The sequence below is a fragment of the Bradyrhizobium sp. 1200_D9_N1_1 genome, from assembly GCF_052075915.1.
GTDB classification, from domain to species: Bacteria; Pseudomonadota; Alphaproteobacteria; order Rhizobiales; family Xanthobacteraceae; genus Bradyrhizobium; species Bradyrhizobium diazoefficiens.
Map to the genome: position 1 here is coordinate 2788338 of NZ_CP197226.1, position 13241 is coordinate 2801578.

Sequence of the window (13241 nt, forward strand, 5' to 3'; positions counted from 1 at the left end):
AATTTACCTCTCGCCGAACCCCGGGAACACCGCTACACTGCCAAAATCGCGCGGGGACGGCCGCATCGCCTTGACATCCGGGCTTTGGCCGCTATGTTTCGCGCAACCTTTGGGAAGCCGGGCGCCTGCCATGCGTAACATTATTACCAAACTCCTTATCGCCGTCGTACCCAGGCACACCGCCGGGGATGGCTAGCTGCCATCCACATGACAGGCGGTGTGCATGGGCCCTCTTCGGGGCCTTTTTTATTTCCCGAACCCGACATGAATGAAGCCGCTGGCAACAGCGCATCCGGAGCAAGCCAATGAGCGACAAGAGCCACGATCCGAACCAGATGACCGGCGCCGCGATGATCGTTCGCGCGCTCATCGATCACGGCGTGACCGACATCTTCGGCTATCCCGGCGGCGCGGTGCTTCCGATCTATGACGAGATCTTCCAGCAGAGCGAGGTCCAGCACATCCTGGTCCGCCACGAGCAGGGCGCGGGCCACGCCGCCGAGGGCTATGCGCGCTCGACCGGCAAGCCGGGCGTTGCGCTGGTGACCTCCGGTCCCGGCGCCACCAACATGGTGACGCCGCTGACCGACGCGCTGATGGACTCGATCCCGCTGGTCTGCATCTCCGGCCAGGTGCCGACGCATCTGATCGGCAACGACGCGTTCCAGGAATGCGACACGGTCGGCATCACGCGTCCCTGCACCAAGCACAACTGGCTGGTGCGCGACGTCAACGACCTCGCAAAGGTCCTGCACGAGGCGTTCTACGTTGCGACCACGGGCCGTCCGGGCCCGGTGCTGGTCGACGTGCCCAAGGACGTGCAGTTCGCGACCGGCACCTATCATCCGCCGCGCAAGTCCGACGTGCACCGCTCCTACGCGCCGCGCGTGAAGGGCGATGCGACGCAGATACGCAAGGCCGTCTCGCTGCTCGCGAACGCCAAGCGTCCCGTGATCTACAGCGGCGGCGGCGTGATCAATTCCGGCCCGGAGGCGACCAAGCTGCTGCGCGAGCTGGTCGAGGTCACCGGTTTTCCGATCACCTCCACGCTGATGGGCCTGGGCGCGTATCCGGCGTCGGGCAAGAACTGGCTCGGCATGCTCGGCATGCACGGCACCTATGAGGCCAACATGACGATGCATGATTGCGACGTCATGCTGTGCGTCGGCGCGCGCTTCGACGACCGCATCACCGGCCGTGTCGACGCGTTCTCGCCGGGCTCGAAGAAGATCCACATCGACATCGACCCGTCCTCGATCAACAAGAACATCCGTGTCGACGTGCCGATCATCGGCGATTGCGGCAACATCCTCGGCGACATCCTCCAGGTGTTCAAGGCGGAGGCGAGGAAGCCGGACGTCAAGGCGTGGTGGCAGCAGATCGCGCAGTGGCGCGCCCGCAACTCGCTCTATTACAAGAAGAGCAACGACATCATCCTGCCGCAGCACGCGATCCAGAGCCTGTTCGAGGCGACGCGCGGCCGGGATACCTACATCACGACCGAGGTCGGCCAGCACCAGATGTGGGCGGCGCAGTTCTACGGCTTCGAGGAGCCGCATCGCTGGATGACGTCGGGTGGGCTCGGCACCATGGGCTACGGCCTGCCCGCCGCGGTCGGCGTGCAGGTGGCGCACCCGGACAGCCTCGTCATCGACATCGCAGGCGATGCCTCGGTGCAGATGACTATCCAGGAGATGTCGACGGCGGTGCAGTACGAGCTGCCGATCAAGATCTTCATCCTGAACAACCAGTACATGGGCATGGTGAGGCAGTGGCAGCAGCTGCTGCACGGCAACCGCCTGTCGCATTCCTACTCGGAGGCGCTGCCGGATTTCGTCAAGCTCGCGGAAGCCTATGGCGGCGTCGGCATCCAGGTGCACAAGCCTTCAGATCTCGACGGCGCCATCCAGGAGATGATCTCGGTCAGGCGCCCGGTGCTGTTCGACTGCCGCGTCGCTGCGCTCGAAAACTGCTTCCCGATGATCCCCTCCGGCAAGGCGCACAACGAGATGCTGTTGCCGGAGCAGGCGAACGACGAGGCCACGGCCAAGGCGTTCGCGGGCGGCAAGGCGCTGGTGTGAGCTGGTAGGGCGATGACGCAGCAGCGACGAGCGGTCTCCCTTCGCCTCTCCCCGCTTGCGGGGAGAGGCCGGATTGCGCGTGAGCGCAATCCGGGTGAGGGGGAGTCTCCGCGAGTCAAATTCTCACCGTCCGCGCAGAGACTCCCCCTCACCCCAACCCTCTCCCCGCAAGCGAGGCGAGGGAGCAGATCATTTGCGGGGCTACCATGTTCGACCTGAAGGAGCTCGAGCGCGCACATGCGATCGTGGGGCAGGCGGTGCCGGCGACGCCGGCGCATGCCTGGCCGCTGCTCGCCGAGCGGCTGGGCACGCGCGTCGTCGTCAAGCACGAGAACCACACGCCGATCGGGGCCTTCAAGGTGCGCGGCGGGCTGGTGTATCTCGAACGGCTGAAGCGCGAGCGGCCGAACATTCCGGGCATCATCTCGGCGACGCGCGGCAATCACGGCCAGAGCCTGGCGTTCGCGGCGAGCCGCCACGGCGTGCCTGCGGTGATCTATGTGCCGCGCGGCAACTCGGTCGAGAAGAACCGGGCGATGAAGGCCTTTGGCGCCGAACTCGTCGAGCATGGCGAGGATTTTCAAGCGGCCGCCGAGGAGGCGCAACGGCGCGCCCAATTTACCGGCCTGCACATGGTGCCGTCGTTCCATCCGGATCTCGTGCTCGGCGTCGCCACCTATGCGCTCGAACTGTTCCGGACGGCGCCAGATCTCGATGTTCTCTATGTGCCGATCGGGCAGGGCTCCGGCATCTCCGGCTGCATCATGGCACGCGACCTCCTGGGCCTGAAGACCGAGATCGTCGGCGTGCAGTCGACCGAAGCGCCGTCCTATGCGCTGTCGTTCGCGGCCGGCAAGATCGTGACGACGAAGACCAGCAACACGCTGGCCGACGGCATGGCAACGCGCATTCCCGACGCAGACGCGTTCGCGCTGATCCGGAAGGGCGCCTCGCGCATCGTGCAGGTCACCGACGACGAGGTCGCCGCCGCGATCCGCGCCTACTGGACTGATACGCACAATCTCGCCGAAGGCGCCGGTGCCGCCGCGCTCGCCGCGGCGCTTCAGGAAAAGACAAAACTGTCAGGCAAGCGCGTCGGTCTCGTGCTGTCCGGCGGCAATATCGATTTCGACCTGTTCCGCAGTTGGATCGGGGCAGAGGCGCCAGCGATGGCGTGACGGAGAGACAAGAGGGGACGACAATGAACCAGCCCGCATCCGCCTATTTCATCGAGGATCGCCACGATCCCAACGAGACGCATACGCTTTCGGTGCTCGTGCAGAACGAGCCCGGCGTGCTCGCGCGCGTCATCGGCCTGTTCTCCGGGCGCGGCTACAATATCGAGAGCCTCACGGTCTCGGAGACCGAGGCGCAGAAGCATCTGTCGCGCATCACCATCGTCACCACGGGCACGCCGATGGTGATCGAGCAGATCAAGCACCAGCTCGACCGCATGATCCCGGTCTACCGCGTTGTCGACATGACCCAGACCAAGCGCTCGATCGAGCGCGAACTGGCGATGGTGAAGGTGCGCGGGCAGGGCGAGCACAGGGTCGAGGCGCTGCGCCTGGCGGATGCGTTCCGCGCCCGCGTGATCGACGCCACCACCGAGAGCTTTGTGTTCGAGATCACAGGCAATACGGACAAGATCAATCAATATATCGACCTGATGCGCCCGCTCGGCCTTGTCGAGGTGTCGCGCACGGGCGTTGCCGCGATCGGCCGCGGGCCTGAAGGGATGTGAACCATGCTGGCGCGCGACTGGTACTACAACGAGCGGAACCGGATGGGCATCGAGCCCGCGGTGGCGTCGATCTACGACAGCCACGACGATGCCGATCTGCGGGCGCGCGCCGCCCTGAAAATGCTCGGTGTCCAGCGCGGCTGGCGCATCGCCGACATCGGCTGCGGCAACGGCGTGCTCGCCACCGAAGCTGCGCTGATGGGCGCCGAGGTCGATGCCATCGACATCTCGCCGGCGATGCTGGCGCTCGCCGAGATCTATGCCCGGGACCGCAAGGCGCCCGTGCGCACGCAGTCGGCCGGCCTGCTCAGCTTCGCCTACCGGCCGGAATCCTACGATCTGATCGTCAGCGAGTTCACGCTGCATCATCTGCCGGATTTCTGGAAGGTGGTGGCGATGTCGCGGATCTTCCGCGCGCTGAAGCCGGGGGCGAGCTTCTATCTGCGCGACATCGTCTATGCCTCGATGCCCGACGCGGTCGAGCGCGACGTCGAGCAGTGGGCAGAATTCCAGATCAAGAACCACGATTTCTCGCGCGAGGGCGTGGTCACGCATATGCGCGACGAATATTCCACCTTCGGCTGGGTGATGGAGCGGATGCTGTCCGATGTCGGCTTCACGCTGGTCTCGGCCGACTATCACGCGCCGATGCACGGCACTTATCTGCTGCGGAAACCCAATCCTTCCACGTAAAGGCCGGCGAGCAAGGCTAGACCAGAACAAGAAACAGGGCTGCACGACAGGGCAGAACCGGAAACAACAATGAAGCCGGCCGACATCCTCATCGCCCTCCTGGTGGCGATCATCTGGGGGCTTGCCTTCGTGGCGAGCCGGATCGCGCTCGACGAGTTTTCGCCGGAACTGATGACGGCGATGCGCTTCATTATTGCTGCGGTGCCGTGCCTGTTCATTCCCAAGCCGAAGGTCGCATGGTCGCTGCTGATCGCGATCAGCTTCACGCTGTTTCTCGGCCAGTTCCTGAGCCAGGCCTATGGCATCGCCCATGGCGTGCCGGTGGGGCTGACCAGTGTCGTCGTGCAGAGCCAGGCGCTGTTCACGATCGGCTTCGCCGCGATCGCCTTCGGCGAGCGGCCGACACAAGTGCAGACGCTCGGCATCGTCATCGCCGCAGCGGGCCTGCTGATGATCTGCGGCACCGTCGGCTACGATTTCAGCGTTGCCGCCTTTGCGGTGCTGATGATCTCGCCGATCAGCTTTGCCATCGGCAATCTGCTGCTGCGCGGCGCTCGCGGCGTGCCGATGTTCGATCTGTTCGCCTGGCTGTGCGTCGCCTCGGCCGTGCCGCTGTTCGTGCTAGCGCTGATCGCCAACGGGCCGGCGTCGACCTGGACGTCGCTGATGCACATGTCCCTGACATCGGCGCTCTGCATGCTGATGCTCGGCGGCATTTCCACCAGCATCGCCTATTGGCTGTGGGGCCGCCTCTTGCGCGACTATCCCGCGGCCCAGGTGGTGCCATTCGCGCTGCTGGTGCCGTTCGTCGGCTCCGCCGCCTCCAGCATCGTATTCGGCGAACGGTTCGGCCCGCTGCGCCTCGCCGGCATGCTGACCGTGATCGGCGGAATCGCCGTGATGGTGCTGGCGAGGCGTCCGCAAATCCTGCCGAAGACGGCGTGAGGTGAACATGGCCTACTCGCTCTTCTATGCCTTCCTCGCCTTCATGGTGGTGATGTACTTCACCCCCGGGCCGAATAACATCATGCTGCTGGCGTCGGGCCTGACCTATGGCTTCCGCCGCACCATCCCGCACATCGTCGGCATCGTCATCGGCTTTGCCTTCATGGTCGCCACCGTCGGCGTCGGGCTCGGCACCGTGTTCCTGGCCTATCCGATCCTCCAGACCATTCTGAAATATGCCGGGGCGGTCTACCTGATCTATCTTGCCGCCGTGATCGCCATGTCCGGCCCGACCAAGCCGGGCGAGGAAGATGGCCGCGGCCCGATGACCTTCTGGGGCGCGGCCATGTTCCAATGGATCAACGCCAAGGGCTGGGTGATCGTGATCGGCACCATCACCGCCTATGCGGCGATTGCCCGGTTTCCCATCAACATCGTGATCCAGACCCTGATCAGCCTGCTCGTCGGCACGGTCTCGACCGTGGTCTGGGCGCTGTTCGGCACTGCATTGCGGCCGATCCTGACCTCCGAGCGGCTGGTCCGCGCCTTCAATATCCTGATGGCGATCCTGCTGCTGGCCTCCCTCTACCCCGTTTTCATGGATGCATGATGTCGCGGATTTCCATGCAGAAACGGGTTTCCCTCAGGGCTGAAAATGCTCTAGACAGCCCCCGAAATCCGCAAATTTCACCCTTCGGACACTGACCATCGGCCGATTTCGGCCCTGAACGAGGAAACGACCTATGCGTGTTTATTACGATCGCGACGCCGACCTGAACCTGATCAAGGGCAAGAAGGTCGCCATCGTCGGCTACGGCAGCCAGGGCCACGCCCATGCGCTCAACCTGAAGGATTCCGGCGTCAAGGAAGTCGCCATTGCGCTGCGCAAGGACTCGAGCTCGGTTAAGAAGGCGGAAGCTGCCGGCTTCAAGGTGATGGATGTCGCCGAAGCCGCCAAATGGGCCGACCTCGTCATGATGCTGACCCCGGACGAACTCCAGGGCGATATCTATCGCGAGCACCTGCACGACAACATGAAGAAGGGCGCCGCCCTCGTGTTCGCCCACGGCCTCAACGTCCACTTCAACCTGCTCGACCCGCGCGCCGACCTCGACGTGCTGATGATCGCGCCGAAGGGCCCCGGCCACACTGTGCGCTCGGAGTATCAGCGCGGCGGCGGCGTGCCCTGCCTGATTGCGATCGCCAAGGATGTCTCGGGCAACGCCCACGACCTCGGCCTGTCCTACGCCTCTGCGGTCGGCGGTGGCCGCGCCGGCATCATCGAGACCACCTTCAAGGAAGAGTGCGAGACCGACCTGTTCGGCGAGCAGGTCGTGCTCTGCGGCGGCTTGGTCGAGCTGATCAAGGGCGGCTACGAGACCCTGGTCGAAGCCGGCTACGCCCCGGAGATGGCCTATTTCGAGTGCCTGCACGAAGTGAAGCTGATCGTCGACCTGATCTATGAAGGCGGCATCGCCAACATGAACTACTCGATCTCCAACACCGCCGAGTATGGCGAGTACGTCACGGGTCCGCGCATCGTCACCGCCGAGACCAAGGCCGAGATGAAGCGCGTTCTCGCCGACATCCAGGGCGGCAAGTTCGCCCGCGACTGGATGCTCGAGAACAAGGTCAACCAGACCTCGTTCAAGGCGACCCGCGCCAAGCTCGCCGCGCATCCGATCGAGGAAGTTGGCGCGAAACTCCGCGACATGATGCCCTGGATCAAGAAGGGCGCGCTGGTCGACAAGAGCAAGAACTAAGCACCGTCATTCCGGGGGCGTGACGAAGTCGCGCCCCCCGGAACTCGATCCATATTCACCAGCTTCCGGGGTCTGCATGGAGCAGTCCCGGTCTGAAGCGGTCAGGCGATGTCCGCCTCGCACCGGTGTGATCTCGCTGATCGTGCGCGCCGCTCCCCCCGCGCGGCGCGAAGCTCCGGCCGAAACCGACCTCGGTTTTGCAGCAGCATGGATGTTTTTCAGCGCTCCCCAAGTATTAGGGCACCGTTGCTGACCTGATTTCCGTACGACTACGGGATCGAATTGCGATAGGCAGATCAACCAAATCTTAGCGCGGCCGAGCGAGGGTGAGCCATTGCTCGTATTGCAGATGGACAATGCTGAACGCTTGGCGAAGGCTGGCCGGATCGCCGGGATCGTCCGTCACGATCCTGGGCTTGCTGTTTTCGCTCGTTGTCGTCGCTCTGTTTCTCGTTGATCTGGGCATCCGTTATCGAGAAGCGGTCGCATCAGCGAAAACCGACGCGCTCAATCTCTCGGCCATTCTTGCCGAGCATGCCGCGGTGACGTTCGAAGACATCGATCGAGTGCTGCTCGAGGCGCAGGCGATCCGCAAGGGCGCCTTGTCCGGAAAATACGCCGATCCCGGTGCGGCCAATGCCGCGTTGCGTCAACTGGTCAAGAGCTCGTCGATTCTCGTCGCGGTCGGCTGGACCGATGCGTCCGGCGCGGTCGTTGCGCATTCCTACGAGCACGCGCCGCCGCGCAGCAACATCTCCGACATGTCGCACTTCATCGCGCAGCGCGATGGCGCCGGCACCGGATTGTTCGTTGCGCCACCCTATCGTTCGGCCGGCGGCGACAAGTGGTTCAGCGCGGCGTCGCGCCGGTTGAACAACCCGGACGGGAGCTTTGCGGGTATCGTCACTGCACCGCTCGATCAATCTTTTCTCCTCAAGATCTACCGCAAGATAGATCTGGGGCAGGACGGCTCGGTCGTCCTGCTCCATCGCGTCGGGCGGATCCTGGCGCGCGTTCCGGAACAGAGCAACGTTTTGGGCATGTCGGTTGCGGGCGGCCCGCTCTTCACCCAGTATCTGCCGGTCTCCGAGTCGGGCTCATACGAGCTCACCAGCCCCGTCGACGGCGTCACGCGCATCGCAGGGTACAAGGCCGTGTCCGGCCTGCCGCTGGTTCTGGTGGTGACTTACTCGCGTAGTTACGTGTTGCAGCCGCTGTACCGGCATCTCTACACCTTCGGCCCGCTGGCTGCCGCGATCGTCACCATTATTCTGATCGGCACATTCCTGCTGCGGCGGCAAACGAATGCGCTTGCGGCTGCGAGTGCCCGGTTTGATGCTGCGTTGAGCAACATGCCGCATGGGCTCAGCATGTTTGACGCCGACGAGAGGCTATTGGTCGCCAACAGCCGTTACCGCGAGATGTATGATCTCACGGAGTCGCAGGTCGAACCTGGTACGCCGCTCAGCAGCATCGTCGGCCACTACAAGGCAACGGGAGCCGAACTGGACGCGGAGGAATTCCTCGAGGGCGCAAAGCACCGGGCGCCGCGGATCCTCACGCTTGCCGATGGCCGGATCATCTCGATCCTGCGAACGCCCATGGCCGATGGCGGCTGGGTCGCGACTCATCAGGACATCACCGAGAGACGGCGAGACGAGATCCTGCTGGCCGAAAATGCCGCCGAGCTGAGGCTCATCAACACGCGGTTCGATGTCGCGATCAACAACATGAATCAGGGCCTGTGCCTGTTTGACGCCGATAAGAACCTGGTCGTCTCCAACAGCCGTTACCAGCAGATGTACGATCTGCCGGACGAACTGGTACAGCCAGGCACGCCGCTGCAGCGGATATTGCAGCACTATGCGGATCGCGGTGAAACCAGCTCGCTTTCGATCGACCAGCATGTCCAGATCATGCCGACCCAGCGACAGCAGGACTACGCGTTGAAAGACCACCGCCAGATCCTGATCCAGCGCAAGCCGCTGCCGGACGGCGGCTGGGTTGCGACGCACGAAGACGTCACCGAGCAGAAGCGCGGCGAGCAGATGCTGGCCCAGAAGGCAGTGGAGCTGGAGGCGATCAATATGCGCTTCGATGCTGCCCTCAACAACCTGTCCCAGGGGCTCTGCATGTTCGATGCGGACCAGAGGATCGTGGTCTCGAACGCGCGCTATGCCGAAATTTACCATCTGAGCGGCGATCAGATCGGGCCAGGCACTTCGCTGGCGCAGATTCTCGAATATCGGCGCGAAAAAGGGACGTATTTTGCCGACGTCGCGCCGGACGTCTATCTCAGCCAGAACGTGAAGCAGCTGAGCGAGATCCGGGAACTTGCCGACGGCAGGGTGGTCGCGATTGCGCGCCACATGATGCAGGATGGCGGCTGGCTCACGACCCACGAGGATATTACCGATCGGGCGAGAAACGAGAAGCGTATCGCCTATCTGGCGCAGCACGATCTGCTCACGGGTCTTGCGAACCGCGCCGTGTTCTCCGAAAAGCTCGACGATGCTGCAAAGCGGTCGCAGCGTCATGGCACGACGTTCAGCGTGCTGATGCTGGATCTCGACAGGTTCAAGGCCGTCAACGATACGCTCGGTCACGCCGCGGGCGACCAGTTGCTGGTCGAGGTTGCGCGGCGGCTGAGTTCGTCGTTGCGGGATACCGATGTGCTGGCGCGGCTCGGCGGTGACGAATTCGCGATCATCCAGGAGAACGAAAAAAATCAGAGCGAGGGCGCGATTGCTCTCGCTCTGAGGATCATCGGCCTGATCGAGCAACCCTTCGATCTTGACGGCCATCGCGTCAGCGTCGGCGCCAGCGTCGGCATCGCCTTCGCGCCGGAGCACGGCGCCGACGCCGAGACGTTGCTGCAGAAGGCGGATGTCGCGCTCTACGCGACGAAGTCTGCCGGCCGAAACGATTTCCGCATCTTCCAGCCCGAAATGACGGAAGCTGCGGACACACAGAAGTCGATGGAAGGCGAACTGCGGGAAGCGATGGCCCGCAACGAGTTCGAGCTGCACTACCTGCCGGTGATCGACGCCAGAACGCGCGCGATGACGGGCCTGGAATGTTTCGTGCGCTGGCATCACCCTTCGAAGGGTGTGCTGGCGCCTTTCCTGTTCCTCGGTGTCGCCGAGCAGGCCGGACTGATGGTGCCGCTCGGTGAATGGATATTGCGACAGGCCTGCCTGGACGCGGCTGCCTGGCCAGCGCACATCAGGGTCGCCGTCAACATGAGCGCCGCCCAGTTCCACAGGAGCAACGTGCTCGACGTCGTCCTGTGCGCGCTGGTCGAGTCGGGATTGTCGCCCGAGCGGCTCGAACTCGAAATACCGGACGCTGCGCTCCTGGACGGGAATCTTGCGGCCCACCTGCTGACGGTCCGGCAACTGAAAAACCTCGGTGTCGGCGTCGTCCTCGATAATTGCGGTGTAGGCTATTCCGCGGCGAGCTACCTCCAGAGCTTCCCATTTGACAAGTTCAAGATCGACCGCGCGATCGTGAAGGACTGCACGACGCGAAGGGATTGCGCCGCGGTCGTTGCCTCCGCCGTCGCATTGGCGCGCGGTCTCGGTGTCGCCACGGTCGCCAAGGGGGTCGAGACCCCTTCGCAATTCGATGCTCTTCAAGCAGCGGGCGTGGACTTCGTCGAGGGATACCTGTTCGGGCGACCCGTGCCGAACTCTGAAATCAGTTTCGATTTGCCGTTGCCGGCACAAAACGTCGCGTGATCTCATGACCTCCGTCGGAACACAGGCAACTCAACCCCAGGGTCACGAGAGATGAATTTGACGAACGGCCTGATCGATCAACTCGAGATCGCGCTGGCGAGCCCGGAACTGTCGAAGCGCGCCGAGCTCCTGCGCCAAGTCGCCGATCTCTTCGTGTTGGGCTCGGGCAAGTTCAGCGACGTGCAGATCGATCTGTTCGACGAGGTGATGAGCACGCTTCTCAGGAATATCGAGTGCACCGCGCGGGCGACCTTCGGGGGCCGGCTTTCCAGATTGCCTGACGCGCCACTACGGACGATCCGCTTGCTGGCGTTTGACGATGCGCCCGAGGTGGCCGCGCCGGTGCTGGAGCACTCACCACGGCTCGACGAGGTGACGTTGGCGGAGAACGCGCGGACCAAGAGCCAGGATCACCTGCTGGCCATCGCCGGCCGCAGCCAGTTGACGGAACCCGTCACCGATGTCCTGGTCGAACGCGGCAACAGCGACGTCGCGGTGCGGACAGCCGGTAACGGTGGGGCCAGGTTCTCGGTCCAGGGAATGTCCCGGCTCACCGGCCGGGCCCGGGACCATGGCGCGCTCGCCATCTGCATCTGGGCTCGCCCCGATATCCCGCGCGCGAGCTTGCTGAAATTGTTCGTCCATGCGTCCGAGATGGTGAGGCGCAAGCTGGAGGCGGCCGATCCGCGCCAGGCGGCGCTGATCCGGAGTGCCATTGCGGAGAGCTCCGATGAGCTTCATACGATGGCCCGGGCAGGCTCGAGCGAACATGCCCGGGCGTTGGCCGAGGTGAGGTCGCTACATTCGGGTGGGCAACTCGACGAGGCACACGTGCTCGACTTCATCGGCGAGCGGAGCTTCGACAAGACCGCCGTCGCGCTGTCGCTCATGAGCGATCTGCCGATCGGAGCGATCGAGCGCGCGCTGGTCCGCTCCGAGCCCGAGCAGATTCTCATTCTTGCGAAGGCGATCGGTCTGTCCTGGGACACGACGAAGGCGATCTTGACGTTTCAGCCCGGTTCACCCCACGAGGCGAAAGAACGATTGGAGCAGTGCTTTGCAAGCTTCCTCCGGTTGAAGCCAAATACCGCGAAGGCCGCGCTCCAATTCTACCGGCTCCGCGAGCGGGCCGGCCAGGGTCCTGTCCACTAGCGGACGCGAACCCAAACCACATTCCTGGTCTCGCGCCGTTTTTCAGATTTTTTCAGAATTTCGCGATCGCCAAAAGCTCGGCGCCTTCAGAGACAAGGATTCGGCTCTTCATCCGCCTTTTCAAGGCGCAAACAATCTCATTTCCCGACGTTCGCGCGCCGCTTCATCCTAAGAACCGACATCTGCCGCGCCTGCTTGAGAGCTGGGCGGCATTGCGCACCGGTGCCTTCCTCCTGCATGATCGCGGGAACTTTTGGGGGAATGACCATGCGATCTGTCGTCGTCACCGGCGCGTCCACGGGCATCGGCTGGGCCATTGCGAAATTCATGGTCGGGCACGGCTATCGCGTGTTCGGCAGCGTCCGCAAGCAGGCCGACGCCGACCGGCTCACGGGTGAGTTCGGCGCCAACTTCACGCCGCTCCTGTTCGACGTCACCGACGAGGCGGCGGTCCTCGCTGCTGCGCGAAACGTCCGCGAGGCGCTGGGCGGCGAGACGCTGGCCGGCCTCGTCAACAATGCCGGTGTCGCCGTGGCCGGTCCCGTGCTCGAATTGTCGGCCGATGATTTCCGCCGCCAGATGGACATCAACGTCATCGGCCCAGTGATCGCGACGCAGGCTTTCGGGCCGCTGCTCGGCGCAGACCCGTCGCTGAAGGGGCCGAAGGGGCGGATCGTGATGATCAGCTCGGTCGCAGGCAAGAACGGCAATCCGCTGTCGGCGCCCTACTGCACCTCCAAGCACGCGATCGAGGGCCTTTCTGAGAGCCTGCGCCGCGAGCTGATGCTGTTCGGCATCGACGTCATCATCGTCGCCCCCGGCGCGGTGAAGACGCCGATCTGGAGCAAGGCCGAGGAGATCGATCTCTCCGTCTACAAGAACTCGCCCTATCTGCCGGCGCTCAACAAGGTCATGGCGTTCATGATGGCGCTCGGCGCGAAGGGCCTGCCCGCCGAGCGCATCGCCGCGATCGTGTTCGAGGCGCTGACCGCGGCAAGCCCCAGGGTGCGCTACCAGATCACACCGGATCCGCTGCGCCATCTGATCGGTGCATTGTTGCCGAAACGGACGGTCGATCGAATCATCGCCAAGCAGCTTGGGCTGTTGCCGCAGGGGTGACGCC

The 13241-nt window shown here is 63.9% G+C and carries 10 protein-coding genes; all 10 read left to right on the top strand.

All coding sequences use genetic code 11. The annotated features are described in order from the left end of the window. Positions 1 to 305 precede the first annotated feature (305 nt). The 10 genes from AB5K84_RS13440 (at position 306) to AB5K84_RS13485 (ending at position 13237) form a co-directional block, all read left to right on the top strand. Positions 306 to 2081 carry an acetolactate synthase 3 large subunit gene (locus AB5K84_RS13440; protein WP_182872361.1) on the top strand — a complete coding sequence of 592 codons (1776 nt, stop codon included), beginning with the start codon at positions 306 to 308 and terminating at the stop codon, positions 2079 to 2081. A gap of 206 nt (positions 2082 to 2287) precedes the next feature. After that, a complete protein-coding gene (locus AB5K84_RS13445; protein ID WP_182872360.1) occupies positions 2288 to 3259 on the top strand; it encodes a threonine dehydratase in 972 nt (323 codons plus the stop codon). A gap of 23 nt (positions 3260 to 3282) precedes the next feature. After that, the gene (gene ilvN, locus AB5K84_RS13450) at positions 3283 to 3825 is read left to right on the top strand and encodes an acetolactate synthase small subunit (RefSeq protein ID WP_011089241.1); all 543 of its coding nucleotides are present in this window, start codon (positions 3283 to 3285) and stop codon (positions 3823 to 3825) included. 3 nt (positions 3826 to 3828) lie between these two features. Next, entirely contained in the window at positions 3829 to 4518 is a 690-nt protein-coding gene (locus tag AB5K84_RS13455; protein WP_011089240.1) for a class I SAM-dependent methyltransferase, read from the top strand. A 69-nt stretch (positions 4519 to 4587) separates the two neighbouring features. Further along, complete coding sequence (locus AB5K84_RS13460) at positions 4588 to 5463, top strand: EamA family transporter (protein WP_028176171.1); 876 nt, start codon at positions 4588 to 4590, stop codon at positions 5461 to 5463. A 7-nt stretch (positions 5464 to 5470) separates the two neighbouring features. Further along, positions 5471 to 6073 (top strand): LysE family translocator, encoded by a 603-nt coding sequence (locus AB5K84_RS13465; RefSeq protein ID WP_028176170.1) that lies wholly within the window; start codon positions 5471 to 5473, stop codon positions 6071 to 6073. Positions 6074 to 6206: 133 nt separating this feature from the next. After that, entirely contained in the window at positions 6207 to 7226 is a 1020-nt protein-coding gene (gene ilvC, locus AB5K84_RS13470) for a ketol-acid reductoisomerase (RefSeq protein ID WP_011089237.1), read from the top strand. Positions 7227 to 7582: 356 nt separating this feature from the next. After that, on the top strand, positions 7583 to 10966 hold the full coding sequence (locus AB5K84_RS13475) for a bifunctional diguanylate cyclase/phosphodiesterase (protein WP_441232488.1): 3384 nt from the start codon (positions 7583 to 7585) through the stop codon (positions 10964 to 10966). A 51-nt stretch (positions 10967 to 11017) separates the two neighbouring features. Continuing rightward, entirely contained in the window at positions 11018 to 12118 is a 1101-nt protein-coding gene (locus AB5K84_RS13480) for a DUF2336 domain-containing protein (RefSeq protein ID WP_441232489.1), read from the top strand. A 267-nt stretch (positions 12119 to 12385) separates the two neighbouring features. Further along, positions 12386 to 13237 (top strand): SDR family oxidoreductase, encoded by an 852-nt coding sequence (locus AB5K84_RS13485; RefSeq protein WP_441232791.1) that lies wholly within the window; start codon positions 12386 to 12388, stop codon positions 13235 to 13237. The last annotated feature ends 4 nt before the right edge of the window (positions 13238 to 13241 follow it).

Coding starts and splice junctions, on each gene's coding strand:
- AB5K84_RS13440 (WP_182872361.1), top strand. CDS start 306: ATGAGCGACAAGAGCCACGATCCGAACCAGATGACCGGCGCCGCGATG.
- AB5K84_RS13460 (WP_028176171.1), top strand. CDS start 4,588: ATGAAGCCGGCCGACATCCTCATCGCCCTCCTGGTGGCGATCATCTGG.
- AB5K84_RS13455 (WP_011089240.1), top strand. CDS start 3,829: ATGCTGGCGCGCGACTGGTACTACAACGAGCGGAACCGGATGGGCATC.
- AB5K84_RS13475 (WP_441232488.1), top strand. CDS start 7,583: ATGCTGAACGCTTGGCGAAGGCTGGCCGGATCGCCGGGATCGTCCGTC.
- AB5K84_RS13485 (WP_441232791.1), top strand. CDS start 12,386: ATGCGATCTGTCGTCGTCACCGGCGCGTCCACGGGCATCGGCTGGGCC.
- AB5K84_RS13445 (WP_182872360.1), top strand. CDS start 2,288: ATGTTCGACCTGAAGGAGCTCGAGCGCGCACATGCGATCGTGGGGCAG.
- AB5K84_RS13465 (WP_028176170.1), top strand. CDS start 5,471: ATGGCCTACTCGCTCTTCTATGCCTTCCTCGCCTTCATGGTGGTGATG.
- AB5K84_RS13480 (WP_441232489.1), top strand. CDS start 11,018: ATGAATTTGACGAACGGCCTGATCGATCAACTCGAGATCGCGCTGGCG.
- ilvC (WP_011089237.1), top strand. CDS start 6,207: ATGCGTGTTTATTACGATCGCGACGCCGACCTGAACCTGATCAAGGGC.
- ilvN (WP_011089241.1), top strand. CDS start 3,283: ATGAACCAGCCCGCATCCGCCTATTTCATCGAGGATCGCCACGATCCC.